The 23684-nt window shown below is 63.3% G+C and carries 20 protein-coding genes; 12 read left to right on the plus strand and 8 right to left on the minus strand.

Translation table 11 applies throughout. The features are described 5' to 3' along the window. The 4 genes from GQA94_RS01105 to GQA94_RS01120 all read right to left on the minus strand — a co-directional run bounded on the left by GQA94_RS01105 (position 1) and on the right by GQA94_RS01120 (position 5309). Positions 1 to 3498, minus strand: coding sequence for a response regulator (locus tag GQA94_RS01105; protein WP_158186327.1), 3498 nt, complete (start codon positions 3496 to 3498; stop codon positions 1 to 3). A gap of 212 nt (positions 3499 to 3710) precedes the next feature. Next, on the minus strand, positions 3711 to 3869 hold the full coding sequence (locus tag GQA94_RS01110) for a YqaE/Pmp3 family membrane protein (RefSeq protein WP_158186328.1): 159 nt from the start codon (positions 3867 to 3869) through the stop codon (positions 3711 to 3713). A gap of 397 nt (positions 3870 to 4266) precedes the next feature. Further along, on the minus strand, positions 4267 to 4479 hold the full coding sequence (locus tag GQA94_RS01115) for a hypothetical protein (RefSeq protein WP_199270178.1): 213 nt from the start codon (positions 4477 to 4479) through the stop codon (positions 4267 to 4269). Continuing rightward, positions 4476 to 5309: an MBL fold metallo-hydrolase gene (locus GQA94_RS01120; protein ID WP_158186329.1), complete on the minus strand. Its 834-nt coding sequence runs from the start codon at positions 5307 to 5309 to the stop codon at positions 4476 to 4478. The genes GQA94_RS01115 and GQA94_RS01120 overlap by 4 nt, the downstream gene beginning before the upstream one ends. Before the next feature lie 209 nt (positions 5310 to 5518). On the opposite strand from GQA94_RS01120, the gene GQA94_RS01125 reads away from it, so the two are divergent. Genes GQA94_RS01125 through GQA94_RS01135 form a run of 3 tightly spaced genes read left to right on the plus strand, consistent with a single transcriptional unit; the run spans position 5519 to position 8172 of the window. Then, positions 5519 to 6898 (plus strand): NfeD family protein, encoded by a 1380-nt coding sequence (locus GQA94_RS01125; protein WP_158186330.1) that lies wholly within the window; start codon positions 5519 to 5521, stop codon positions 6896 to 6898. Between the two features lie 3 nt (positions 6899 to 6901). Next, the gene (locus GQA94_RS01130) at positions 6902 to 7663 is read left to right on the plus strand and encodes a slipin family protein (protein WP_158186331.1); all 762 of its coding nucleotides are present in this window, start codon (positions 6902 to 6904) and stop codon (positions 7661 to 7663) included. Positions 7664 to 7668: 5 nt separating this feature from the next. After that, positions 7669 to 8172: an LEA type 2 family protein gene (locus GQA94_RS01135; RefSeq protein ID WP_158186332.1), complete on the plus strand. Its 504-nt coding sequence runs from the start codon at positions 7669 to 7671 to the stop codon at positions 8170 to 8172. Between the two features lie 49 nt (positions 8173 to 8221). Here the strand turns inward: GQA94_RS01135 and treF are convergent, their stop codons facing one another. Both treF and GQA94_RS01145 read right to left on the minus strand, forming a co-directional pair. After that, positions 8222 to 9832 (minus strand): alpha,alpha-trehalase TreF, encoded by a 1611-nt coding sequence (gene treF, locus GQA94_RS01140; protein WP_158186333.1) that lies wholly within the window; start codon positions 9830 to 9832, stop codon positions 8222 to 8224. Beyond that, positions 9829 to 10596, minus strand: a complete 768-nt coding sequence (locus GQA94_RS01145; RefSeq protein WP_158186334.1) for an SDR family NAD(P)-dependent oxidoreductase — start codon at positions 10594 to 10596, stop codon at positions 9829 to 9831. Before GQA94_RS01145 ends, treF begins: the two co-directional genes overlap by 4 nt. Before the next feature lie 192 nt (positions 10597 to 10788). On the opposite strand from GQA94_RS01145, the gene rarD reads away from it, so the two are divergent. Next, complete coding sequence (rarD, locus tag GQA94_RS01150; protein WP_158186335.1) at positions 10789 to 11682, plus strand: EamA family transporter RarD; 894 nt, start codon at positions 10789 to 10791, stop codon at positions 11680 to 11682. Positions 11683 to 11691: 9 nt separating this feature from the next. Here rarD and GQA94_RS01155 read toward each other — a convergent pair whose 3' ends face one another. Then, the gene (locus GQA94_RS01155) at positions 11692 to 12210 is read right to left on the minus strand and encodes a glycine cleavage system protein R (RefSeq protein ID WP_158186336.1); all 519 of its coding nucleotides are present in this window, start codon (positions 12208 to 12210) and stop codon (positions 11692 to 11694) included. A gap of 274 nt (positions 12211 to 12484) precedes the next feature. Between GQA94_RS01155 and GQA94_RS01160 the strand changes: the two genes are divergently transcribed. The 8 genes from GQA94_RS01160 to GQA94_RS01195 all read left to right on the plus strand — a co-directional run bounded on the left by GQA94_RS01160 (position 12485) and on the right by GQA94_RS01195 (position 23054). Beyond that, a complete protein-coding gene (locus GQA94_RS01160) occupies positions 12485 to 14662 on the plus strand; it encodes a malate synthase G (protein WP_158186337.1) in 2178 nt (725 codons plus the stop codon). A gap of 190 nt (positions 14663 to 14852) precedes the next feature. Next, complete coding sequence (locus GQA94_RS01165; RefSeq protein ID WP_158186338.1) at positions 14853 to 16787, plus strand: putative nucleotidyltransferase substrate binding domain-containing protein; 1935 nt, start codon at positions 14853 to 14855, stop codon at positions 16785 to 16787. Further along, complete coding sequence (locus GQA94_RS01170; protein WP_158186339.1) at positions 16784 to 17488, plus strand: 3'-5' exonuclease; 705 nt, start codon at positions 16784 to 16786, stop codon at positions 17486 to 17488. Before GQA94_RS01165 ends, GQA94_RS01170 begins: the two co-directional genes overlap by 4 nt. A gap of 132 nt (positions 17489 to 17620) precedes the next feature. Further along, positions 17621 to 18139 (plus strand): RNA polymerase sigma factor, encoded by a 519-nt coding sequence (locus GQA94_RS01175; protein WP_158186340.1) that lies wholly within the window; start codon positions 17621 to 17623, stop codon positions 18137 to 18139. 2 nt (positions 18140 to 18141) lie between these two features. Then, positions 18142 to 19125, plus strand: a complete 984-nt coding sequence (locus GQA94_RS01180; RefSeq protein ID WP_158186341.1) for a FecR domain-containing protein — start codon at positions 18142 to 18144, stop codon at positions 19123 to 19125. A gap of 127 nt (positions 19126 to 19252) precedes the next feature. After that, a complete protein-coding gene (locus tag GQA94_RS01185; RefSeq protein WP_158186342.1) occupies positions 19253 to 21697 on the plus strand; it encodes a TonB-dependent siderophore receptor in 2445 nt (814 codons plus the stop codon). A gap of 56 nt (positions 21698 to 21753) precedes the next feature. Beyond that, positions 21754 to 22875 carry a PepSY-associated TM helix domain-containing protein gene (locus GQA94_RS01190; RefSeq protein ID WP_158186343.1) on the plus strand — a complete coding sequence of 374 codons (1122 nt, stop codon included), beginning with the start codon at positions 21754 to 21756 and terminating at the stop codon, positions 22873 to 22875. Further along, entirely contained in the window at positions 22872 to 23054 is a 183-nt protein-coding gene (locus GQA94_RS01195) for a hypothetical protein (RefSeq protein WP_158186344.1), read from the plus strand. Before GQA94_RS01190 ends, GQA94_RS01195 begins: the two co-directional genes overlap by 4 nt. A 67-nt stretch (positions 23055 to 23121) precedes the next feature. Here the strand turns inward: GQA94_RS01195 and GQA94_RS01200 are convergent, their stop codons facing one another. Continuing rightward, positions 23122 to 23640: a hypothetical protein gene (locus GQA94_RS01200; RefSeq protein WP_158186345.1), complete on the minus strand. Its 519-nt coding sequence runs from the start codon at positions 23638 to 23640 to the stop codon at positions 23122 to 23124. Positions 23641 to 23684: the final 44 nt, after the last annotated feature.

Raw genomic sequence — 23684 nt, forward strand, 5'->3', positions numbered from 1 at the left:
TCACAGCAGCTCCACTTTCGGCAGCCAGACTCGGATCAACGAGAACAGGCGATCGAGATCGATGGGCTTGGCCAGGTAATCGTTGGCGCCGGCCTGCAGGCAACGGTCCTGGTCGTCCTTCATTGCCTTGGCGGTGACCGCGATCATGGGCAACTTGGCCATACGCGGGTCCTTGCGAATCTCCTGCATCGCAGTGAACCCGTCCATCTCCGGCATCATGATGTCCATCAGGACCAGATCGATGTCGCCGATCGTCTGAAGCTGGGCGATGGCTTCGTGGCCGTTGCGGGCGATCTCGATCAGCGCGCCTTTCTGTTCCAGCGCGCTGGTCAATGCGAACACATTGCGCACGTCATCGTCGACCACCAGGATCTTGCGGCCCTCGAACGCCTTTTCGCGGCTGCGTACGCTCTTGAGCATCTTCTGCCGCTCCGGCGGCATGTCCGATTCCACCTTGTGCAGGAACAGCGTGACTTCGTCGAGCAGCCGTTCCGGCGAGCGCGCGCCCTTGATGATGATCGAACGCGAGTACTTCATCAGCGCGGCTTCCTCGTCGCGCGTCAGGTTGCGCCCGGTATATACGATGACCGGCGGGAACGAGCAGATTTCCTCCCGTGCCATGCGTTCGAGCAACTGGTGACCGTCCATATCGGGCAGCTTGAGGTCGATGATCATGCAATCGAAAACAGTCGAGCGCAGCAGCTCGAGGGCCTGCTTACCGAACTCGACCGCAGTGATTTCGATATCGATGTCTTCGATCAGGCGCGACACGCTCTCGCGCTGCCGGGCATCGTCCTCGACCAGCAGGATGCGCTTGACCTTCTGCGCCAGCTTGGCGTCCAGACGGCTGAACACCTGCTTGAGATCGTCCCGGCTGGTCGGCTTGAGTGCGTAGCCGATCGCGCCCATCTGCAGGGCGGCCTCCTTGCGATCCTCGACCGACACGATATGCACCGGGATATGCCGGGTAATCGGGTCTTCCTTGAGACGCTCGAGCACCGTCAGGCCGGAATGATCGGGCAGACGCATGTCCAGCAGAATGGCATCGGGGCGGTACTCCACAGCGGTGTCGAAACCGGTGTCGGCGTTTTGCGCGATCAGGCAGTTGTACTTCAGCTCATGGGCGAGGTCGCGCAGGATGCAGGCGAACTGGGGATCGTCTTCGATGACCAGTACCGAGCGTTCGCCGAACCGTGCAGAGCCTCGATCGTCCGCCAATGCCGGCACCGAGGGTTCATCGACGCGTACCGGCATGGCCTGCGTGGCTGCGGGCTGGAGATTGTCCACGGCCGCCACCGGCTCCTGTCGAGACGGAGCCGGCCGCTGCTCGGCAACGGGTTCGCTGTAGTTTTCCGGCACGATCAGGGTGAATACGCTGCCAGCGCCCGGCTCGCTGTGCACCTCGATGGTACCGCCCAGAAGCTGAGCCAGCTCGCGTGAGATCGACAGGCCCAGACCGGTGCCGCCGTAACGACGATTGGTGGTGCCGTCCGCCTGGCGGAACGCCTCAAAGATCACAGCCTGCTGGTCCTTGGCGATGCCGATGCCTGAGTCATGCACGGCGAAGGCGATCCGATGATCGTCGTGGCGCGCCACGCGCAGGACGACCGATCCCTTTTCGGTGAATTTGAACGCATTCGACAAGAGATTCTTGAGAATCTGCTCGAGGCGCTGGCGATCGGTGTACAGGCTTGCCGGCAAACCATCGCCCAGTTCGACGTCGAATTGCAGTGTCTTGTCCAGCGCCTGGGCAAGAAACAGGCTTTTCAGCCCGTCGGCCATACGGGTCAGGATCACCAGCTCGGGCCGCACATCGAGCTTGCCGGCCTCGACCTTGGCGATGTCGAGGATATCGTTGATCAGGTTGAGCAGATCGTTGCCCGCCGAGTAGATGGAGCGGGCGAACTGCACCTGGTCGTCACGCAGATTACCCTCGGGGTTGTCTGCCAGCAGCTTGGCCAGAATGAGCGAGCTGTTGAGCGGCGTGCGCAGCTCGTGGGACATGTTGGCAAGGAATTCAGATTTGTAGCGGCTGGCACGCTGCAACTCCTCAGCACGCTCCTCGAGCATCAGCTGGACTTCGTGCAGGCGGCGATTCTTCAGGTCCATCTCGTCGCGCTGGCTGGCAAGCTCGAGTGCCTGCGCGGCAAGCTGTTCGTTGGTCTGCTCCAGTTCGGCCTGCTGCTCTTCCATGTGCGCCTGCGATTCGCGCAGTGCACTCGATTGCTCTTCAAGCTCCTCATTGGCGGCACGCAGCTCTTCCTGCTGGACCTGCAGTTCCTCGTTGAGCTGCTGGGTTTCGGACAGCGCACGCTGCAGCCGTTGACGGTAACGCGCCGCTTCGATGGCCGAGCCGATACTGCCGCTGATGCGTCGCAGCAACTCGCCGTCCTCTTCGCGCAAGGGTCGCAGAAAGCCGATTTCCAGCACGGCGTTGAGCATGCCGTTGTCTTCCACCGGGGCGATCAGTACCGAACTGGCGTCCGTGCTGCCCAGCGCCGAGCTGACTTTCAGGTAACCGGGCGGCAGGCTGTCGAGCCCCACCATACGAAGGTCCATGGCTGCCTGACCAACCAGCCCCTCGCCGAACGCCAGCGTGCGGCTGTCCTGCAGTTTGTCTTTGTCCCAGCCGAAGTCTGCAATGCGCTGCAGCTTGTTTTCGTGGGTGACGTAGAGCGCGCCCACCGCAACGTCAAGGTAGCGTGAGAGGAAACCGAGAATGTTCTGTCCCAGCGTCGGCAGGGCCTGCTCGCCAAGAATCGACTCGCTGAGCTGGGTCTGGCCGGTGCGATACCAGGCTTGCTTTTCCAGCGCCGCGGCATGTGCCTGCTGCTGCTCGAGCGATTGCGCATAGTTGTCCGACAGGCTGAGCAGATCACGACGCCCGAAATAAACCAGCAAGCCGCTGAAAATAAGGCTGAACAGCAGAAAGCCGCCGATCAGTGCGGTGGTGATCGTCTCGGCCGTGTCCGTGCGTTCGGCTCGAACCTGTCGCTCGAATGCAATGAAGTCGTTGAGCAACCGCCGCTGCTCTGTCTTGAGCTCCAGGCCGCGCTGGCTGCGCACGTACGGCACCACCGAATCGTTCTGCGCACGGCGGGCAATCGCTTCCTCGGCGAACCCGACCCACTGACCATGCAAATCTTCGACACGCTTGACACGATCGAACTGCACCGGGTTGTCGCTTGCATACTGCTTGATCTGCTGGAGCTGTTCTGCGAAGAACGGCAACTCACTCCGGTAAGGCTCCAGGAATATCTCGTCACCGGCAATCAGATAGCCGCGCATCGAGGCCTCCAGTTCGCCGATCTGCTTGAGCATCTCATGCGCGTAGGAGACGCCGAGTACCGAACGCTCCACCCAATGATTGACGTTCAGCAGGTAGTAGACGATGACGCTGAAGAAGAACGCGCTGAGAAAACCGAAGCCGAGCGGCACCGCTACATTGCGGTTGAGGATGCGCCTGAAATGATTCTGGTCGATGAATGAGTTGCCCATCTGGTTCCTTCCCAGGTGCTGCGTAAAGACAGTTACCCACGGCAGCGCGGGAGCTGCGTCGTCAGAAGGCGAACGCTCCAATCCCGTCAGGTTCAAGGTAATTCGCGTGAGATGAGCTCACGCCTGCAAAGTCGACCGAGGACTTTACACCGCCTCGCTTGCAAGCACAAAAAGCCCGGCCGAATGGCCGGGCTTTCGTTTGCGTGCCACCTTCAGCGTCGAGCGATGATCCAGACCGCGTGGATGATGCCCGGAATGTAGCCCAGCAGCGTCAGCAGGATGTTGAGCCAGAAGGCTCCGCCAAAACCGACTTGTAGGAACACCCCCAGCGGAGGCAGGAATATCGCGATGATGATGCGGATCAGGTCCATCTCGGGTCCTCTCGGGTCGGGTACTGCCAAAGCTTACTGTGAATCGACCCGATCGGGCCATGCGGGTTCCCTCGCTGTGGTTCGCCGCAGGCGCGCCGCTGGTGCTGAAAGGAACGGCGACCGCCACCGATAGGCAGCGGTTGCACGAACCGGCAGCGGCCGTTTGAGCCGCTGGGGGGCGCCTTGGGCGCCATAGGGAGGAGGCACGACTGGCAACCTGGTCGGGCCAGCTTCAATGCGCCGATACGCGTTCGCCTCGTAAGCGGTACGTATCGCCAGGCGATTGCGTCGCTCGGCCCGCGGACTATTGCACAGTCGAAGGTCATGCTCCATTCGCGGAAGGTCGAACACCAGTTAGGTCACCGTGCCGCCGCCTCGCGGCGGTTCGGCCTGCGGTTCATCGGCGGCGTTCGGGTTGCCCGCCGCGCTTGCGACGGATGTTGACCCAGGACAACGCCGCCAACGCCAGCATCAGGCCAGCCATATTGAAGTGGCCAACCAGCAGGTAACCCACGCCAGCCACCGAGCAGGCCACCAGTCCGACCCAGCGGACATACCCCATCATGGCGCGCACCGCCCCACCGACGCGCTCGTCCTGCGCTGGCATCATCCCGTCCCCGCCTGCATGCGCTCGAGTTCCTTGGCATCGTGACTGCAGAACAGCGTCACCTCGCCCTTGTGCTCCAGCGACAGGGTCCAGAGCCGATGCTGGTTGGCCAGGCGCGCCGGACGGTCCACCTCCATCATGCGCTGATAGAAGCGCAACCCCGGCGTACAGTGGCGTTCGGTCTGACCCACTTCGTCACGGTAGAAATACGCGTCCCCCGCATGCAGCAGCCAGCCGTCGCCGCCCTGCAGGGCGACGCCGGCATGGCCGTGCGTATGCCCCGTCAGCGGGATCAGCAGAATTTCGGGTGGCAGCCCGCGTAGCGCCTTGACGGCCTGGAAGCCAAACCAGGTATCGCCGCCCGGCTCGTAGAATTGCCAGTTGCGCACCCCGTCCCACTGCCGGTGCCGATAGCGCTGGTGCCCGATGAAGCTATGGGTCGAGCGCGCCGCGTCCATCTCCCGCTGCAGGACGTGCACCTGTGCCTGCGGAAAGTCCTCCAGCCCGCCGGCATGATCGAAATCCAGATGTGTCAGCAGGATATGCCGGACGTCCTGCGGGTCGAAGCCGAGTTGACGAACCTGCTCCAGCGCCGTGAAGCGGCGTTCGAGCCTGATGTTATTGAAGGCGATGAAGAAGGGGCTGAGGCGCTTGCGCGGTTCCAGCACATCGCAGCTGCCAAAGCCGGTATCGACCAGGACCAAGCCGTGCTGCTCGGTCTCCACCAACAGGCAGTGACACACCAGGCTCGCGGTCAGCCCACCGCTGAAGCCGTCGAACAATCTGCCTCCTACCGGGCACATGCACCCGCAGTTGAGATGATGTATGCGCATGGACGCTCCTCATGGCTGGGCGGCGAGGAAATGGATGGGGAACGGCCCCTTTGAATTGTGAGGGCCGATAGCGCATCAGAGTTCAGGCCGTATCGGCCCGGTCGGCAGAAGACCGTCCATACGGCAAGACGCCCAGGCCACCTGAACTATCCTCTTGGGTACTGTCGCGATTCGCCGTCGCGCCATTCGCCACCCCGGAGGGCCAGTCCATGCGCCACCGCCCCTGTGAACGACGGCCCTGGCTGTTGATCTTGCTGCTGTCGTGGCTGGGATTCGCTGGCTCGGCCCTGGCAGCCGCTCCGGTAACGGTGCTGCGCGTCGAGGGTGTGATCGGCCCGGCGAGTGCCGACTACCTGATCGGTGGCATACAGCGCGCCGCGCACACCGACGCCCAACTGCTGGTGCTGCAGCTCGACACGCCCGGCGGGCTGGACAGCTCGATGCGCGCGATCATCAAGGAAATACTCGCCAGTCCCGTACCGATCGCTACCCACGTCACGCCCAGCGGCGCGCGCGCCGCCAGCGCCGGGACCTACATGCTGTACGCCAGCCACATCGCGGCGATGAGTCCGGGCACCAACCTCGGCGCCGCTACGCCTGTGCAGATCGGCGGCGCGCCGGGCACGCCCCCCGAGCAAGCGCCGGAGCGGCAACCGGCCGACGATGGGGACGGCAACGATGCCATGACCCGCAAACAGGTCAACGACGCCGCCGCTTATATCAGGGGGCTGGCGCAGTTACGCGAACGCAACGCCGAATGGGCCGAACGCGCGGTGCGCGAGGCGGTCAGCCTGTCCGCCAGCGAGGCACTGGAGCTGAAGGTGATCGATTACGTCGCGACCGACCTCCAGGACCTGCTGGCCCAGCTGGACGGCAAGCGCATCGCGACCCGCACCGGCGAACGAAGCCTGCAGACGCTGGACGCCACGCTCGATCGCTACGACCCGGACTGGCGAGTGCGCCTGCTGGCGGTGATCACCAACCCCAGCGTGGCGCTGATACTGATGATGATCGGCGTCTACGGCCTGATATTCGAGTTTTCCAATCCGGGGACTGGCGGCGGCGGCGTGGTCGGCGGCATCTGCCTGCTGCTGGCCTTGTACTCGCTGCAGCTGTTACCGGTGAACTATGCCGGTGTGGCGCTGATCGTGCTGGGTCTTGCCTTCATGATCGCGGAGGCGTTCATGCCCAGTTTCGGCGTGCTCGGCCTGGGCGGCGTGGTCGCCTTCGTCACCGGTGCGGTGATCCTGTTCGACACCGATGTGCCGGGATACGGCATTCCCCTGTCGCTGATCGGCACGCTGGCGGTGATCAGTGCGTTGTTGGTGTTCGCCATTGTCAGTATGGCGCTCAAGGCGCGCCGACAACGCTTGGTCAGTGGCGATGCCGAGCTGATCGGCAGCCTCGCGTCGGTGATCCGGATCGAAGCGAACGCGCCCGCCTGCGGCTGGGTGCAATTGCAGGGTGAGCACTGGCATGTGGTCAGCCCGACGCCCTTGCACCCCGGTCAACAGGTCCGCGTCGTGGCAAGGCGCGGGTTGCAACTGGACGTCACAGCGGCCGACGCGCCGCCAACCGAGAAGAGGTGAACCATGGGTTTTGAAATGAGTTTCATCGCGGTGCTGGTACTGCTGATCGCGCTACTGCTATCGGCCTTTCGCATCCTGCGCGAATACGAACGCGGCGTGGTATTCCAGTTGGGACGTTTCTGGAAGGTCAAGGGGCCGGGCCTGATTCTGATCATCCCCGGCATCCAGCAGATGGTGCGGGTCGACTTGCGCACCCTGGTGCTGGACGTGCCGACCCAGGACGTGATCTCCCGCGATAACGTCTCGGTCAAGGTCAACGCCGTGGTCTATTACCGGGTGCTGGACGCCGAGAAAGCCATCATCCAGGTCGAGGACTACCATTCGGCTACCAGCCAGCTGGCGCAGACGACCCTGCGCGCGGTGCTGGGCAAGCATGACCTGGACGACATGCTGGCCGAACGCGAGCAGCTCAACAACGACATCCAGCAGGTGCTCGATGCCCAGACCGACGCGTGGGGAATCAAGGTGGCCAACGTCGAGATCAAGCACGTCGACCTCGACGAATCGATGATCCGCGCCATCGCCCGCCAGGCCGAAGCGGAACGCGAGCGGCGCGCCAAGGTCATTCATGCTGAAGGCGAGTTGCAGGCATCCGAGAAACTGATGCAGGCTGCCGAGATGCTCGGTCGTCAGTCCGGGGCGATGCAACTGCGCTACATGCAGACGCTGAGCAACATCGCAGGCGACAAGAACTCCACCATCGTATTCCCGCTGCCCATGGAGCTTTTGCAGGGCCTGGGCAGCCTCACCCGAAAACCCGAGTAACGCCTATGCGCAGCCGTCCAGTGGTCCCCGTTGCATCCTTGCTGTCGATCCTCCTGCTCGTACTGAGCCTGGCCGGTTGCGCGGGCTTCGGCCAGCGCGACCCGCTGAACGTCCAGGTCGCCGGCATCGAGCCCCTGCCCGGCGAAGGGCTGGAGCTGCGCATGGCGGTCAAGCTGCGGATACAGAACCCCAACGACAATGCGCTCGACTATAACGGCGTGGCGCTCGATCTGGAGGTCAACGGTCGGCGCCTGGCCAGCGGCGTCAGCAATGCACGGGGCAGCGTGCCGCGCTTCGGTGAGACCGTGCTGAGCGTGCCGGTGACGATCTCCGCGTTCTCGGCCGCGCGCCAGGCGCTCGGCCTGGCCGAGCATATCGCCATGGAGGAAGTGCCCTACGTGCTGCGCGGCAAGCTGGCCGGCGGACTGTTCGGCACCCAGCGCTTCATCGAGAAGGGCACGCTCGATCTTTCCGGCGCGCTCGCCGGCCCCTATCGTCGCGCGCCATAAGGCGCGACCCCGCACGGGCGCGGGTGTGGCTCGTGCATGACCGGGCGCGTCATCGCTGCGCCCATTCGGGCCGGCATTGACCCGCGCGGCAGCGGTGGGCCTGGTGTGTCGGGTCCTCCTGCATCAGCTTGCGGGTCACGCCGTTGGTCCAGCCGAAGCCGTCCTGCAAGGGGTATTCGCCGCCACCGGCGTGCTCGGCAGAGGGTCGCAGCACATATTTTTCCACCAGTTTGCTTTCTTGCTCGAACAGCACCGAGACGATGCTCAGCCAACGCTCCTCGATCTGCAACGCCAGCGCATCGTGGCCGTAGTGCTGGAGCCCGCGGATGCCCATCCACTGCAACGGCGCCCATCCGTTGGGGCGGTCCCACTGCTCGCCGCTTCCGCTGATTTCGGTGGTCGACAGCCCACCCGGCGCCAGCAATCGCTCACGGACGATCTCGGCGACCCGCCCCGCCTGCTCCGCGCTGGCGAGATGCAGGAACAACGGCGTAACGGTCGCCGCGGTGAGGTTGTCACGCGGCGATTGCAAGACCCAGTCGTAATCGAAATAAGCGCCGACGCGCTCGTTCCACAGGTAGCGATCGATCGCCGCCAGGCGCGCGTCGGCGCGCTGGCGAAACTCTTCGGCGCAGGCCTTCCAGCCCTTCACGTCGCTGAGCCGGGCAATCTGCCGCTCCAGCTTGTAAAGAAAGCTGTTCAGATCCACCGGGACGATGTGCGTGGTACGAATGCTCGACAGCCGCTCGGGTTCGCCCAGCCAGCGTGAGCTGAAATCCCACCCGGACTCGGCACCGGCGCGCAGGTCGCGATACACCTCGTGAGCCGGGCGCCCCGAGGCGCGCGCCGTCTCCACATCCTCGAGGTAGGATTCCTCGCGCGGCGTGTCGCGCTCGTCCCAGTAGCGGTTGAGCACGCTGCCGTCGGCCAGGCAGACGCAGCGGCGATGGGCTTCCCCGGGGCGCAACAGCTCCCCACCTGCGGTCCAGAACGCATGTTCCTTGCGCAATTGCGGCAGGTAATCGCTGGCACGATGCACGCCGGTTTCCTCGAACAGATCGGTCATCAGCGCGAACACTGGCGGTTGCGAACGGCTCAGGTAGTACGAACGGTTGCCATTGGGCACGTGGCCATAAGTGTCGATCAGGTAGGCGAAGTTGTCAGCCATCGAACGCAGCAACTCGCAATGGCCGCTCTCGTCCAGGCCGAGCATCGTGAAGTACGAATCCCAGTAGTACAACTCGGTGAAGCGCCCGCCCGGTACCACATAGTCGTGGGGCAGTGGCAACAGCGAGGAAAACTCCGGATGCTGACGGGGGTGGCGTGTCAGCACGGGCCAGAGCCGATCGATATGCTCGGCCAGGCTATCGTCGGGGTTGGCAACGAACTCCGTCGGCTCCATCCGGTACAGCTCGAAATGCTCCATCACGAAGGCTTTCAGGTTGAAATCCGGCTCGCCGCACTGGGCCCGGTACGCTTCGAGAATCCGTTCCGGGTGCTGCCGCGGCGCGCAGTCGACGAAGGTCTTGCTGTCGGGGAATACCCGCTGTGTCTGCACCGCCACGAACAGTTCCTGATAGCGGTCCGCTGGGGTCAGTGTGTCGGCGGTAGAGACCGCTCGGGTGTCGTAATCGAAAGGGCTCTGTCTGGTATCGGTCATTGCTCGCTGTAGTTCCATAGCAGTCCGCCATCTATCACCAGTGTAGTCCCGGTGATGTAGTCGGCCTCATCCGAGGCGAGAAACGCCACGGCACCCGCGACGTCGCGGGGCTGACCCAGGCGGCCGGCTGGGATGTTCTCCAGCAGGCCGGCCAGTTTTTCAGGCTGATTCATCAAGGCCCGGTTGATCGGCGTCTCGATCGCGCCCGGCGCCACGTTGTTGACCGTGATCCCCAGCGGCGCCAGTTCAATCGCCAGGTTGCGCATGAGCATCTTCAATCCGCCCTTGCTGGCGCAATAACCGGTGAAGTTGGGAAACGGCAACTCTTCGTGAACCGAACTGTTGTTGATAATTCGCCCAGCCCGACCGGCGTCACGCAAATGGCGGGCAAACGCCTGGGCAAGAAAGAACGGCCCGCGCAGATTGACGTTCAGGACCAGGTCATAATCCGCTTCATCCGCTTCGAGGAACGGACTGTGCTTCTGCACACCGGCATTGTTGACCAGGATATCCAGACGCCCCATCTGCTCCACCGCCTGCGCCACCAGCCGCTGGCATTGGGCGACCACACCGACGTCGGCGGCGATAAAGCAGGCACGGCGCCCCAGGGCCCGTACCTGTTCGAGCGTCTGGCGCGACTCATCGTCATCGTCACGGCCATTGATCACCAGATCGGCACCCTCCTCGGCCAGCCGTACGGCAATGCCGCGACCAATGCCCTGGGAACTGCCCGTCACCAGGGCAACCTTGTTCTGCAATTTCATCGGATACCTCACGTGGTAGTCGGACCGCGGGGCGGCCCGGGTTCATTCTCGTGAGACGGGTTGCCGCCGGCTGCGTTCAACCCCGCCTGTTTGCGAACGTAACAGGACGGCCAGAACGGCCGCGGCGGCAGACAAACACCCCCGCACAGGCGCAAAATGAACGGTTCTGCGCTGCTGCGTTTCGGAATCTCCATGGCCACTGCCGATCTGCGTAAAGGTTATCTCCTGGGTCTGACGACCTTCTGCATCTGGGGCATGTTCCCGCTCTATTTCAAGGCCATCGAACAGTACTCGGCGCTGGAAATCGTTACCCAGCGGGCCATCTGGTCGGCGCTCTTCGGCACGCTGGTGCTCATGCTGTGGCGCCACCCTGGCTGGTGGCAGGAGTTGCTCGCCCATCCGCGACGGATCGGCGTCCTGTTGATTTCCAGCGTGCTGATTGCCACCAACTGGCTGATCTACGTCTGGGCGGTGAACCATAACCATATGCTCGAGGCGAGCCTGGGCTATTACATCAATCCGCTGGTCAACGTGCTGCTCGGGCTGATCGTGCTGCGCGAACGGTTGCGTCCGCTGCAATGGCTGGCCGTGGCGATGGCCGCTGTCGGCGTGCTGTTGCAATTGATCACACTCGGCGACTTCCCGTGGGTTTCGATCATCCTGGCGCTGAGCTTCGGCAGCTACGGCCTACTGCGCAAGCAGGCCCCGGTGGCGGCGCTGCCAGGCCTGGTAGTGGAAACCTGGCTGTTGCTACCGATCGCCCTTGGCTGGCTGTTCTTCTTCGGTAGCGGACCGAGCACCGAGTGGTCATTCTGGACGCAACCGGAGGCGCTCTGGCTGGTGGCAGCCGGACCGGTGACCCTGCTGCCGCTGCTGTGCTTCAACGCCGCCGCACGCCACCTGCCGTATTCGACGCTGGGGTTTCTACAGTACATCACGCCGACCCTGCTGCTGATACTGGCGGTCTGGGTGTTCAACGAGCCCTTCCCGGCCGACCGCCAGCTCGCCTTCATGTGCATCTGGGCGGGCCTGGCGGTGTACAGCTACGACGCCTGGCGCCTGATGCGCAAGACAGCCGGCAACTGAAGTCTGCATTCAATCGGTCGATTGCAGCTTCAGCTCCACCATCAGCTCATCGGCGAGGGTTTCCAGGTGCTGCTGGAGTTCGTCCAGCGACAACTCCGCCGGCACCGCCAGGCGCGCGTCGGCATGGAACAGCAATTCGTTGGTCATCGGCGCAGGCAGCACATCGGTGTTCAGGCTCTCCACGTTGATGCCGTGCCCCGCCAGCAAGTGGGTAATGTCGCGCACGATGCCTGAACGGTCGTTACCCACCAACTGCAGTTGGATCATCTGCCAGCTGCGCTCCGGCGCCTCGCCACTTCGGGCCAACACCACGCGGATGCCCTGGCGCTCGAGTTGCTGCAGCGCGTCGGTCAGCCCGGCATGAGCCTCTGCCGGCACCGCGACCCGCAGGATGCCGGCGAACTGGCCGGCCATCCGTGACATCCGGCTGTCCAGCCAGTTGCCGCCATGCTCGGCGATGCATTGGGCCACGCGCTCGACCAGCCCCGGCTGATCCTCGGCGATGACCGTAAGGACGAGATGATCCATCTTGGTTCCTCCATCTATGGAAATGCGCCAGCCGCACGCATCGGGTGTAGGGGAATCGCCTGAGGAGCGTGGCTCCCTAGGTATAGAACACAGTACCGGTTTCGCCGCCCCGATGGGCAGGCCGCATAGGCACGCCGACCGCTGGTCCTGCCCGGGCCGGGCCGCGGCAAGCGCAGCGGACTGATTTTCGCCACGGCTTCATGTAGTATCCGGCGATCTGGACTACAAGAACCGAATTGTCCGTGTCGGATTGAAGAACCAAGTGAGGCGAGTAATGACTGAGCGCGTTGAAGCCGGTGGCCTGCAGGTCGCCAAAGTCCTGTACGACTTCGTGAACAACGAAGCGATTCCCGGTACCGGCGTCGATGCCGATGCCTTCTGGGCCGGCGCTTCCAGCGTCATCCATGACCTGGCGCCGAAGAACCGCGCGCTGCTGGCCAAACGTGACGACCTGCAGGCGCAGATCGATGCCTGGCACCAGGCTCGCGCCGGCCAGGCCCATGATCCGGTGGCCTACAAAGCCTTTCTCCAGGACATCGGCTACCTGTTGCCGGAAGTCGAGGACTTCCAGGCCACGACCCAGAACGTCGACGAAGAAATCGCACGCATGGCCGGCCCCCAGTTGGTGGTGCCGATCATGAATGCCCGCTTCGCGCTCAACGCGGCGAATGCCCGCTGGGGCTCGCTGTACGACGCCCTGTATGGCACCGATGCGATCAGCGAAGAGGGCGGCGCGCAGAAGGGCCCAGGCTATAACGAAGTCCGCGGCGCCAAGGTCATCGCCTACGCCCGCGCCTTCCTCGATGAAGCCGCACCACTGGAAAATAGCTCGCATGCCGACTCCACCGGCTACCGCATCGATGGCGGCAAACTGGTTGTCTCACTGAACAACGGCGGCACCACCGGCCTGAAGAACCCGGCACAACTGCTGGGCTTTCAGGGCGAAGCCGGCTCACCGATCGCCGTGCTGTTCAAGCACAACGGTATTCACTTCGAAATCCAGATCGACCCGTCCAGCCCCATCGGCCAGACCGACGCCGCGGGCGTGAAGGACGTCCTGATGGAGTCGGCCCTGACGACCATCATGGACTGCGAAGACTCGATCGCCGCAGTCGATGCCGATGACAAGACCCTCGTCTATCGCAACTGGCTGGGCCTGATGAAAGGCGACCTGGTGGAGGAGCTGGAAAAAGGCGGCAAGCGCATCACGCGTGCGATGAACCCGGACCGCGTCTATACCCAGGTCGACGGCGGCGAGCTGACCTTGCATGGGCGCTCCCTGCTGTTCATCCGTAACGTCGGCCACCTGATGACCAACGACGCCATCCTCGACAAGGACGGTAACGAAGTCCCCGAAGGCATCCTCGACGCGCTGTTCACCAGCCTCGCGGCCATGCACAACCTGAACGGCAACACCACCCGCAAGAACACCCGTACCGGCTCGATGTATATCGTCAAGCCGAAGATGCACGGCCCGGAAGAAGTCGCCTTCGCCACCGAACTGTTCGGCCGCGTCGAAGATGTCCTCGGCCTGCCACGCAACACACTCAAGGTCGGCATCATGGATGAGGAGCGCCGCACCACGGTCAACCTCAAGGCCTGCATCAAGGAAGCGCGCGAGCGCGTTGTGTTCATCAACACCGGCTTCCTCGACCGCACCGGCGATGAGATCCACACGTCCATGGAAGCCGGCCCCGTCGTGCGCAAGGCCGCCATGAAAGGCGAGAAGTGGATCGGTGCGTACGAAAACAACAACGTCGACGTCGGGCTGGCGTGTGGCCTGCAAGGGCGCGCGCAGATCGGCAAGGGCATGTGGGCAATGCCCGACCTGATGGCGGACATGCTCGAGCAGAAGATCGGCCACCCGATGGCAGGCGCCAACACCGCCTGGGTCCCCTCGCCGACCGCTGCGACCCTGCACGCGCTGCATTACCATAAGGTCGACGTGTTCGCCCGCCAGGCCGAACTGGCCAAACGCACGAAGGCCTCGGTGGACGACATCCTCACCCTTCCGCTGGCAGCCGATACCGGCTGGAGCGAGGAAGAAAAGCGCAACGAACTGGATAACAACGCCCAGGGTATCCTCGGTTACGTGGTCCGCTGGATCGACCAGGGCGTCGGCTGCTCGAAGGTGCCGGACATCAGTGACGTCGCGCTGATGGAAGACCGCGCCACGCTGCGCATTTCCAGCCAGCACATGGCCAACTGGCTGCGCCACGGCGTCGTGACGCAGGATCAGGTCGTCGAAAGCCTCAAGCGCATGGCGCCCGTGGTCGACCGGCAGAACGCCAGTGATCCGCTGTACCGCCCGATGGCACCGGACTTCGACAGCAACGTGGCCTTCCAGGCCGCACTTGAACTGGTCCTCGAAGGCACCCGGCAGCCGAACGGCTACACCGAGCCGGTCCTGCACCGCCGACGCCGTGAGTTCAAGGCCAGGAACGGCCTGTAAAGCGCCGCACCGAAGCGAAAAAGCCGCCCCCCCGGGGCGGTTTTTTTATGGGTCTGGAAACACTGCCAGCCTCAAGGAACGCGCTGATCCGCGTCAGCCCGGCCCAGCCGTCCGGCGACTAGACTTACGTCCAATGTGCCCCTTCGGACCCAGAGCCCACCATTGGGCGCTAAAAAAATGGACGTAGACCATGAGCAAAGCCGATGCTTTCGCCGAGGCAGGAAAGACCGCTGTCATGCAGAACATCCATGGCACCATGGAGTTCTTGCGCAAGTTCCCACCATTCAATCAGATGGAACCGGGCCACCTGGCCTATCTGGTCGAAAACTGCCAGCTACGCTTCTACAGCGAGGGCGACTGCATCATTTCGCCCGACGACGGCGTCGTCGAACATTTCTACATCGTCAAGCAGGGCCGCGTGCACGGCCAGCGGCCGCATACCAGCAAGCGCGGTACCGAAACCACCTTCGAGGTCATCGTCGGCGAATGCTTCCCGATGGCGGCCCTGATGGGCGAGCGCGCCACCCGTACCAGCCACTTCGCCGCTGAAGACACCTTCTGCTTCCTGTTGAACAAACCGGCGTTCGTGAAACTGGTGTCCAAGTCGGCCACGTTCCGCGACTTCGCGATGCGTGGGGTGAGCAGCCTGCTCGATCTGGTCAACCAGCAGGCGCAGATGCGCGCCGTGGAAAACCTCGGGTCGCAATACTCGCTGGATACCCGCATTGGCGAGCTGGCGCTTCATCACCCGGTCTCCTGTCTGCCCACCATGCCGCTCCCCGATGCGGTCGGCCTGATGAACGACAGCAACGTCGGCAGCATCGTGATCACCGACGAACAACTGCACCCGCAAGGCATCTTCACCTTGCGCGACCTTCGTCGCGTGATCGCCACCGGCACCACGGAACTGTCCGTGCCGATCTCTCGCTTCATGACGCCCAACCCCTTCTATCTGCCACCGGATGCCAGCGCATTCGATGCCGCGATCGCCATGACCGAACGGCATATCGCCCACGTCTGCATCGTCGAGAACGGAACGCTGTGCGGCGTCATTTCCGAGCGCGACCTGTTCTCGCTGCAGCGAGTCGATCTGGTGCACCTGGCGCAAGCCATCTCGCATGCCGACAGCGTCGATACACTGGTGATCATCCGCAGCCGGATACGGCAACTGGTCGACAACATGCTGGCGCATGGCGCTTCCTCGACGCAGATCACCCATATCATCACGTTGCTCAACGACCATTCGGTGTGCCGCGTGATCGAACTGGCGATCGCTGCGCTCGGCGACCCTGGCGTGTCCTTTACCTGGCTGTGTTTCGGCAGTGAAGGACGCCGGGAGCAGACGCTGCACACCGATCAGGACAACGGCATTCTGTTCGAAGCCGCCGATGCCGCCGAAGCCGCGCATATTCGCGGGCGTCTGCTGCCGCTCGCCGAACGCATCAACCGAGACCTGGACATCTGCGGCTTCGCCCTGTGCAAGGGCAACATCATGGCCAGCAATCCTCAACTGTGTCTTTCGCGACAGGAATGGCACCGCCGCTTCAGCTCGTTCATCCGCGAATCGACGCCCGAGAACCTGCTCAGCAGCACCATCTACTTCGATCTGCGGGCGATCTGGGGGCCATGGGAGGGCTACGAGCAACTGCGCAACGAGCTGCTCGAGGAAATTGCCGATAATCGTCTGTTCCAGCGAATGCTGGCCGAAAACGCCTTGCGCCAGCGCCCGCCGGTGGGCCGCTTCCGGGATTTCGTGGTCACCCGCAAGGGCGAGGGCAAGGCGACCCTGGATCTGAAGGTGCAAGGCCTGACGCCGTTCGTCGACGGAGCACGCCTGCTCGCGCTTAGCCACGGCATCGCCGCCTGCAATACCCTGGACCGATTGCGCCAACTGGTCGAAAAGAAAGTCATCGACGCAAAGGATGGCGCGGCCTACGAAGAGGCCTACCATTTCATCCAACAGACACGCATGCAGCAGCACCAGGAGCAGGCACGCGACGGACAGCTCTACTCCAACCGGCTCGACCCCGATAGCCTCAACCATCTGGACCGCCGCATCCTGCGCGAGTCCTTCCGTCAGGCCCAACGCCTGCAAAGCAGCCTGGCCCTGCGTTATCAGTTATGAATATGCCCTGGTTCAAACTACGCGGCCCGATCCTGACCTTTGAACAACTGCAACGGCGCGATCGGTTGCCCGCGCCCGCGGCGCTGGATGCCTGCCCGCTGCCGGAACAACGCATGGTGGTGCTCGATCTGGAAACCAGCGGGCTGGACATGCGCCGCGACGTCGTACTGTCCATTGGCGCAGTGACCATCGAGAACGGCGGTATCGATCTGGGCCGGCAATTCGAATCAACACTGCTGCGACCGGCTCAGAAAATCAGCGAGAGCGTGCTGATTCACGGCATTGCGCCGAGCGTGCTGGAAGCCGGTGAAGAACCTGCCGAAGCCTTGCTGGACCTCATGGAGTTCATCGGCGACAGTCCGGTTCTCGCCTTTCATGCCGGTTTCGACCAGCGCATGCTCGCCCGCGCGTTGCGACAGACGCTCGGCTACAAGTTGCGCCATTCGTTTCTGGACGTGGCCGAGCTTGCGCCGATGCTTCGCCCCGACAACCGGCCCCGTCACAATGGGTTGGATGAGTGGTGCAGCCATTTTGGCCTTCAGGTTGCGCAGCGCCACCACGCCAGTGCCGACGCGCTGGCGACGGCCGAACTGGCGCTCATCCTGCTTAGCAAGGCGCGCCGGCAAGGGCTCGTTAACCTCGCGGCGCTGAACCTGCGGCTCGCGAACTGGCGCCGCCGGCAACGCGCACAGTTGATGTAATCGCCACCGCCGCGCCTCTCTGCATTCGCCGCGATACCGGGCCGACAATCTGTCGTTGCACCAATGCCGGCAACTTGCGATCATCTGCGAATAGTTCTCGTTAACGGCCAATCCGGCCCTGGAGCGTTCGCCGTGTCGGCTGGTGAGTCGTCCAACCAACTTCTGGTGGGTTCGCTGTATCGCGATCATCGCGACTGGCTGCTCGGTTGGCTGCGCCGCTACCAGGCGTGCCCGCACCGCGCCGAGGACCTGAGCCAAGACACCTTCCTGCGCCTGATCAAACGCAACGACCTGGGCAGCGTGCGTGAACCGCGCGCGCTGCTGGCAACCATCGCCAGAGGGTTGCTGATCGACCATTTCCGTCGCAGCGCACTGGAGCGCGCCTACCTCGACGAGCTGGCGCTGCAACCCGAAGAAACGCAACCCAGTGCCGAGGAGCAACTGCAAATCATCGAAGCGCTGCGCGAGGTGAACGCGCTGCTCGGTCAGCTGTCGCCCAATGCTCGCGCGGCCTTCCTCTACAACCGCCTGGATGGCATGACCCACGCCGAGATCGCCCAGCGCCTCGGGGTCTCCGTCCCTCGCGTGCGTCAGTACCTGGCCCAGGCCCTGCGCCAGTGCTACATCGCCGTTTATGGCGAGCCCAGCTGAATATGGATCGCCAACCGGTATCGGCTCGCGTACTCGATGAAGCCATCGCCTGGCAGTTGCGCCTGGGTGACGAAACGAATGATCCCCGAGTGGGCAACGAGCTACAGCGCTGGCTGGACGAAAGCGCCGAGCATGCCAAAGCCTGGGCGCAGTTGAGCGGTATCGATCGACAACTGGCGCGAATCGACTCGCCGGTGGCAAGGCATGCCCTGCAAGCCAGTGCGATGCCCCGTCGACGCGGGCCGGCCGACCGCGCCTGGCTCGGGCTGGCGCTGTTCTGTGTGGTCGGCGCCGGGTTGGCGCTCAAAACGCAACCACTGCCGGTCTGGCTGGCGGACGAGCGCACCGGCCGCGGCGAGCAGCGCAGCATTACCCTGGCCGATCACAGCCACATCCAGCTGAACAGCCGCAGCGCAGTGGACATCCGCTTCGACGACCGCCAGCGCAGGCTGTTTCTCCACCAGGGCGAAGTGCTGATCGAAACCGCACCCGGCAACGACCCACGACCGTTCATCGTGGAAACCCGACAGGGCGACCTGAGAGCCCTGGGCACCCGCTTCATCGTTCGGCGCGAGGGCGACGACGCGACGCGTCTGATCGTGCTTCGCTCGGCGGTTTCCGCCCTGCCCGGTAACCTTAAGGCAGGCCGGACCCTGCGGGCCGGCGAACAAGTCGTGATGTACCGCAATCGCCTCGGCGCCGACCAGCAGGCGCCCACCGCAGCGGACGCCTGGAGCCACGGCATGCTGGTCGTCGAGGATTTGCCACTGGGTGAACTGCTGGCGAAGCTGGCCGAGTACCGCCACGGTTACCTCGGCCTCGATCCGAGCCTCGAATCCCTGCGCATCAGCGGCAGTTTTCCGCTGCATGACACCGACCGTGCATTGGCAGCCCTGCCGCCCAGCCTACCGGTGCAGATCGAGCGGCACACCGATTGGTGGGTCAAGGTGGTGCCGGCGCAACCCGTCAGCCATCCGGGCAAGTAGCTGCAGCATCCACCGCCGCGACGCTGCAGCCCCTAAAAAAATATTTTCAGCGACCCCTATCACTTTTCATTTCTGATCCGGCTTGATGAGTAACTGAGACATATTCCTATTCGGGAGTTATTCACAAATGCCACCTATTTCACTGTTTCGCCCCCGCTTCCTGGCCGTTGCTATTGCCGTCGCGCCACTGCCACTGGTAGCCCAGACGCCCAACGGCGAAACAGCTGTTGGCGAGGCTCGCGAGTACTCCCTGCCCGCCGCACCTCTGGCCTCGACCCTCAATCGTATCGCCGCCGAAGCAGGACTGGTGCTCAGCATCGACCCGGCGTTGACCCGTGACCGAATGGCCGAGCCGGTACAAGGCCGCTTCGATGGCCAGGGTGCGCTGCAGCGCGCCTTGCGCGGCACGGGACTTGAGCTTCGTCAGAGCGCCTCGGGCAGTTACAGCTTGCAGCCGGGAGCAAGTTCCAATTCCGCTGAAGCCATGGTTCTACCGGAAGTGGTGATTACAGGTAGCGAGACCGTTGCAGACGCCTGGGGCCCTGCGGACGGCTATCTGGCGACCCGCACCGCGGTCGGCAGTAAAACCGATACCCCGATACTCGAAGCCCCGCGCTCGATTTCGGTGGCCACCCGCGAGCAAATGCAAGACCGCAAGGTGCAGAGCCTCGACGACGCCGTGCGCTATATGCCGGGCGTGATCGCCAGCAGCTACGGCAGCGACAGTCGCGCCGACTGGATGAAGATTCGCGGCTTCGAACCCATTCAGATGCTTGATGGTCTGCCGCTGATCAAAGGCACCTACGCCATGCCCAAACTGGAAACCTGGGGCCTGGAGCGCGTCGCCATCCTGCGCGGCCCGGCCTCTTCGGTCTACGGCCAGACGCCACCGGGCGGGCTGGTGGATGCGGTCAGCCGCCGCCCACAGGCGCAGAGCAGCCACGAGATTCAGGTGCAGGTCGGCAACTACCAACACAAGCAGATCAGCTTCGACAGCACCGGTCGTATCGACGACGAAGGCCGCTTTCTCTACCGCTTCAGCGGCGTCGGTCGTGACAGCGGTACCGTCATCGAACACATGGATGACCAGCGATTCAACCTGGCTCCCAGCCTGACCTGGAACATCAGCGACGACACCACGTTGACCTTCCTGAGCCAGTTCAACCGCGACGATACCGGCGCCACCAGCCAGTTCCTGCCCCTGCAGGGCACCAAACTGGGCACGCCCGCTGGCAAGGTCGACTACAACGATAACCTGGGCGATCCGGGCTGGGAGTTCTATGACAAGCGCTACTACGCACTGGGCTATGCCTTCGAGCACCGCATCAACGATGTCTGGCAGTTCCGCCAGAATCTGCGCTACAGCAAGATAGACTTGGAAGCTCAAACGATTACAGCTGGCGGCTGGGCTTCTGCGGTTGCCGACGACGGCACCGTACAGCGTGGCGCCAACGTATATGACGAAGACATCAGCCACTTCGCGGTGGACAACAACTTCCAGGCGGATTTCAGCACCGGCGTCATCAGTCACACCTTGCTGCTAGGGCTCGATCATCAGCGCGTGAATACCAGCTACCGCTGGCAGTACGGCGCAGCACCTGCCAGCAACATTATCAACCCCATCTACGACCAGGACTTCAGCGGCGTCGCCTATACCGCCTACCAGGACTACAACCAGAAGCGCCGCAACACCGGCGTTTATCTGCAAGACCAAATGTCACTCGATGCCTGGCGACTGACCCTGGGTGGCCGCTGGGATCGCCTGGACACCGACTCGGTGTTCTACAACGCCGGTAACGCTCATGACAGCCGCCGCGACAGCGCTTTCAGCGGTAACGCGGCGCTGAGCTATGTGTTCGGATCGGGCCTGGTTCCCTATGTGTCCTATGCCGAGTCCTTTCAGGCCGAAGCAGGCGGGACCGGGGGGCAGACCTTCCGCCCGAGTACTGGCAAGCAATACGAGGCCGGCATCAAGTACCAGCCCATCGGTAGCGAGCTGCTACTCAGCGCGGCTGTTTACGACCTGACGCGCCAAGACATCATCAGTACCAACACCAGCGGTGTGACCGCCCCGGTCGGCGAAGTGCAAGTGCGCGGCCTGGAGCTGGAAGCTACTGGCAGCCTCACGGACAACCTCAAATTGACCGCCTCCTATACCTACGCCAACAGCAAGATGACGAAGGTCGGTGATCCGCTGGACAAGAATCGTCCGTTACCGCTTACGCCCGAGCATCAAGCAGCGATCTGGGCCGACTATGACTGGGCCGCAGGTCCGCTGGCCGGCTTCGGTGTTGGTTTCGGCGCGCGTTACGTCGGCTCCACCGACAATATTGCGGTAGGCAGCGTCGGCTTCGTGCGCGACGAATCAGATGGCCACTCCAGCGCTTACACGGTCTATGACGCGGCCGTTCGCTATGACCTTGGCCAGGTCGACAGCAGCCTTCACGGCGCCAGCGTAGCCATCAATGCGAACAATCTGTTCGACAAGGAATACCTGGCCACCTGCGACGGCTTCTACTGCTACGCCGGCGACCCGCGCCGCATTACGGCTAGCCTCAATTACGCCTGGTAAGCCAGTCAGCGGTATCAGAGGCCGCTGACCCGGCCTTTGGCATTCCTGGAGTCATGATGCAAAGCAAAACCATCCGCCGCTGGTCCTTCGTTCACACCTGGACCAGCCTGATCTGCACATTGTTTCTGCTGTTGCTCGCCATTACCGGCTTGCCACTGATCTTCCACCATGAACTCGAGCATCTGCTTGGCGAGGCGCCGGAACTGCGGCAGATGCCGGCCGGCACGCCACACCTCGATCTTCAACAGTTGGTCAGTGCAGCCGAGCGGCATCGCGCCGGGGAGGTCGTGCAGTATTTCGGTTGGGAGGCGGACGAACCCAATGGCGTGGTGGCGATCACCGCAGCCACGGCGGGGACCGAGCCGAACTCGTCCTATACCTTCATGCTCGATGCCCGAACCGGCGAGGCCGTTGAAATGCCGGCCGCCAATGGCGGGTTGATGATGTTTTTCCTGCGGATGCATGTCGATATGTTCGCCGGCCTGCCAGGCAAGCTCCTGCTGGCGTTCATGGGCATTCTATTCGTCGTTGCCATCGTTTCGGGCGTGGTGCTGTACGCACCCTTCATGCGGCGCCTGCCGTTCGCCGAAGTGCGGCATGAGCGCTCCAGGCGTACACGCTGGCTCGACCTGCACAACCTGATCGGTGTCGTCACGCTCAGTTGGGCGCTGGTGGTCGGCATTACCGGTGTCGTCAGCGCCTGTGCAGACCTGTTGATCGAAGCCTGGCGTGCCGAATCGCTCAGCGCGATGCTCGAACCCTACCGGGAGGCGCCAGCGCTGACGGAACGTGCACCGGCCAGCCAGTTGCTCGAAATTGCAACCCAGGCGGCACCCGGTATGCGACCGGACTTCATTGCCTTCCCCGGCACGCGTTTTTCCAGCGAGCACCACTACGCCGTGTTCATGAATGGCAGCAGCCACCTGACCTCGCATCTGTTCACGCCGGTGCTCATCGATGCACGAACGCTGGATGTCACCGCCGTTGGGGAGCGCCCGTGGTACATGGATGCACTCGGCCTGTCGCAGCCGCTGCACTTCGGTGACTATGGCGGGCGGCCAATGCAGATACTCTGGGCCGTGCTCGACGTGCTGACCATCCTCGTGCTCGGCAGCGGGCTGTATCTGTGGTGGGTACGCCGTCGCGGCGTGACCGCGACACGCGGGGAGGTCGCATGAACTGGCGCCAATCGACGTTTCTGCTGCCCGGTCTGATCGCCCTGCTCGCAACGGCCGGCTTGTTCGCCGCGCTGCTCGGCGACGGCTGGTGGGACACGCTGGCCTGGATTGGGCTGGGTACGCAGGCGGCACTGGGTCTATGGCCATTGCTGCCTCGACCCGGCAAGCCGAGCCGATAACCAGAGGATCAGCCCGCGCGGCGGCATCAGCCTGGCCGCCAGGCCTGCGTGGGCCGGGCTGGCGCGATCACGACGGGCTGGTGCAGACAGCCTGGTAAAGCGGGGCGTTCACGTCCAGTTCGGTCATGGTTTCGAACTTTGCCTCGCCGGCCTCGTTCAGCCGGAACATCACCTTCTCGCTACAGAGCGCCTGATAGGTCGCGCTTTTGACCGTAGACATCAAGTGGTGCTTTTCGAAGCGATACAGAACGAAACGGGCGATAGGGCCCTTGCTCGTCTCCTCGATCCGCGCACCGGCGCCGTCGAGTACCGTGTACACCAGCGGCATCGGGAAGCTGATGGTCCAGGGGCGCCAGAACATCTCGCCCTCTTCGCTCGACACCACAACGGAGCCTTGCGGCAGGCGCGCCTGCTTGGTATCGAACCATGTGTATTCGTAATGAATGGTGTAGGCGAGCATACCCAGCCCGGCAAATGCCGGAATGATCCACTTCGGGAGTCGTTTACGCGTCAGGCTGCGCAGCAACAGCGCAACCCCTGCACCCGCCACTGCGGCGACAATTGCAGCGATTAGATGCCAGATCATATGAATCTTCCTTAAAAAAATCGGGCTTCCGAATGGAAGCCCGA

This window comes from Stutzerimonas stutzeri (assembly GCF_009789555.1).
GTDB classification, from domain to species: Bacteria; Pseudomonadota; Gammaproteobacteria; order Pseudomonadales; family Pseudomonadaceae; genus Stutzerimonas; species Stutzerimonas stutzeri_R.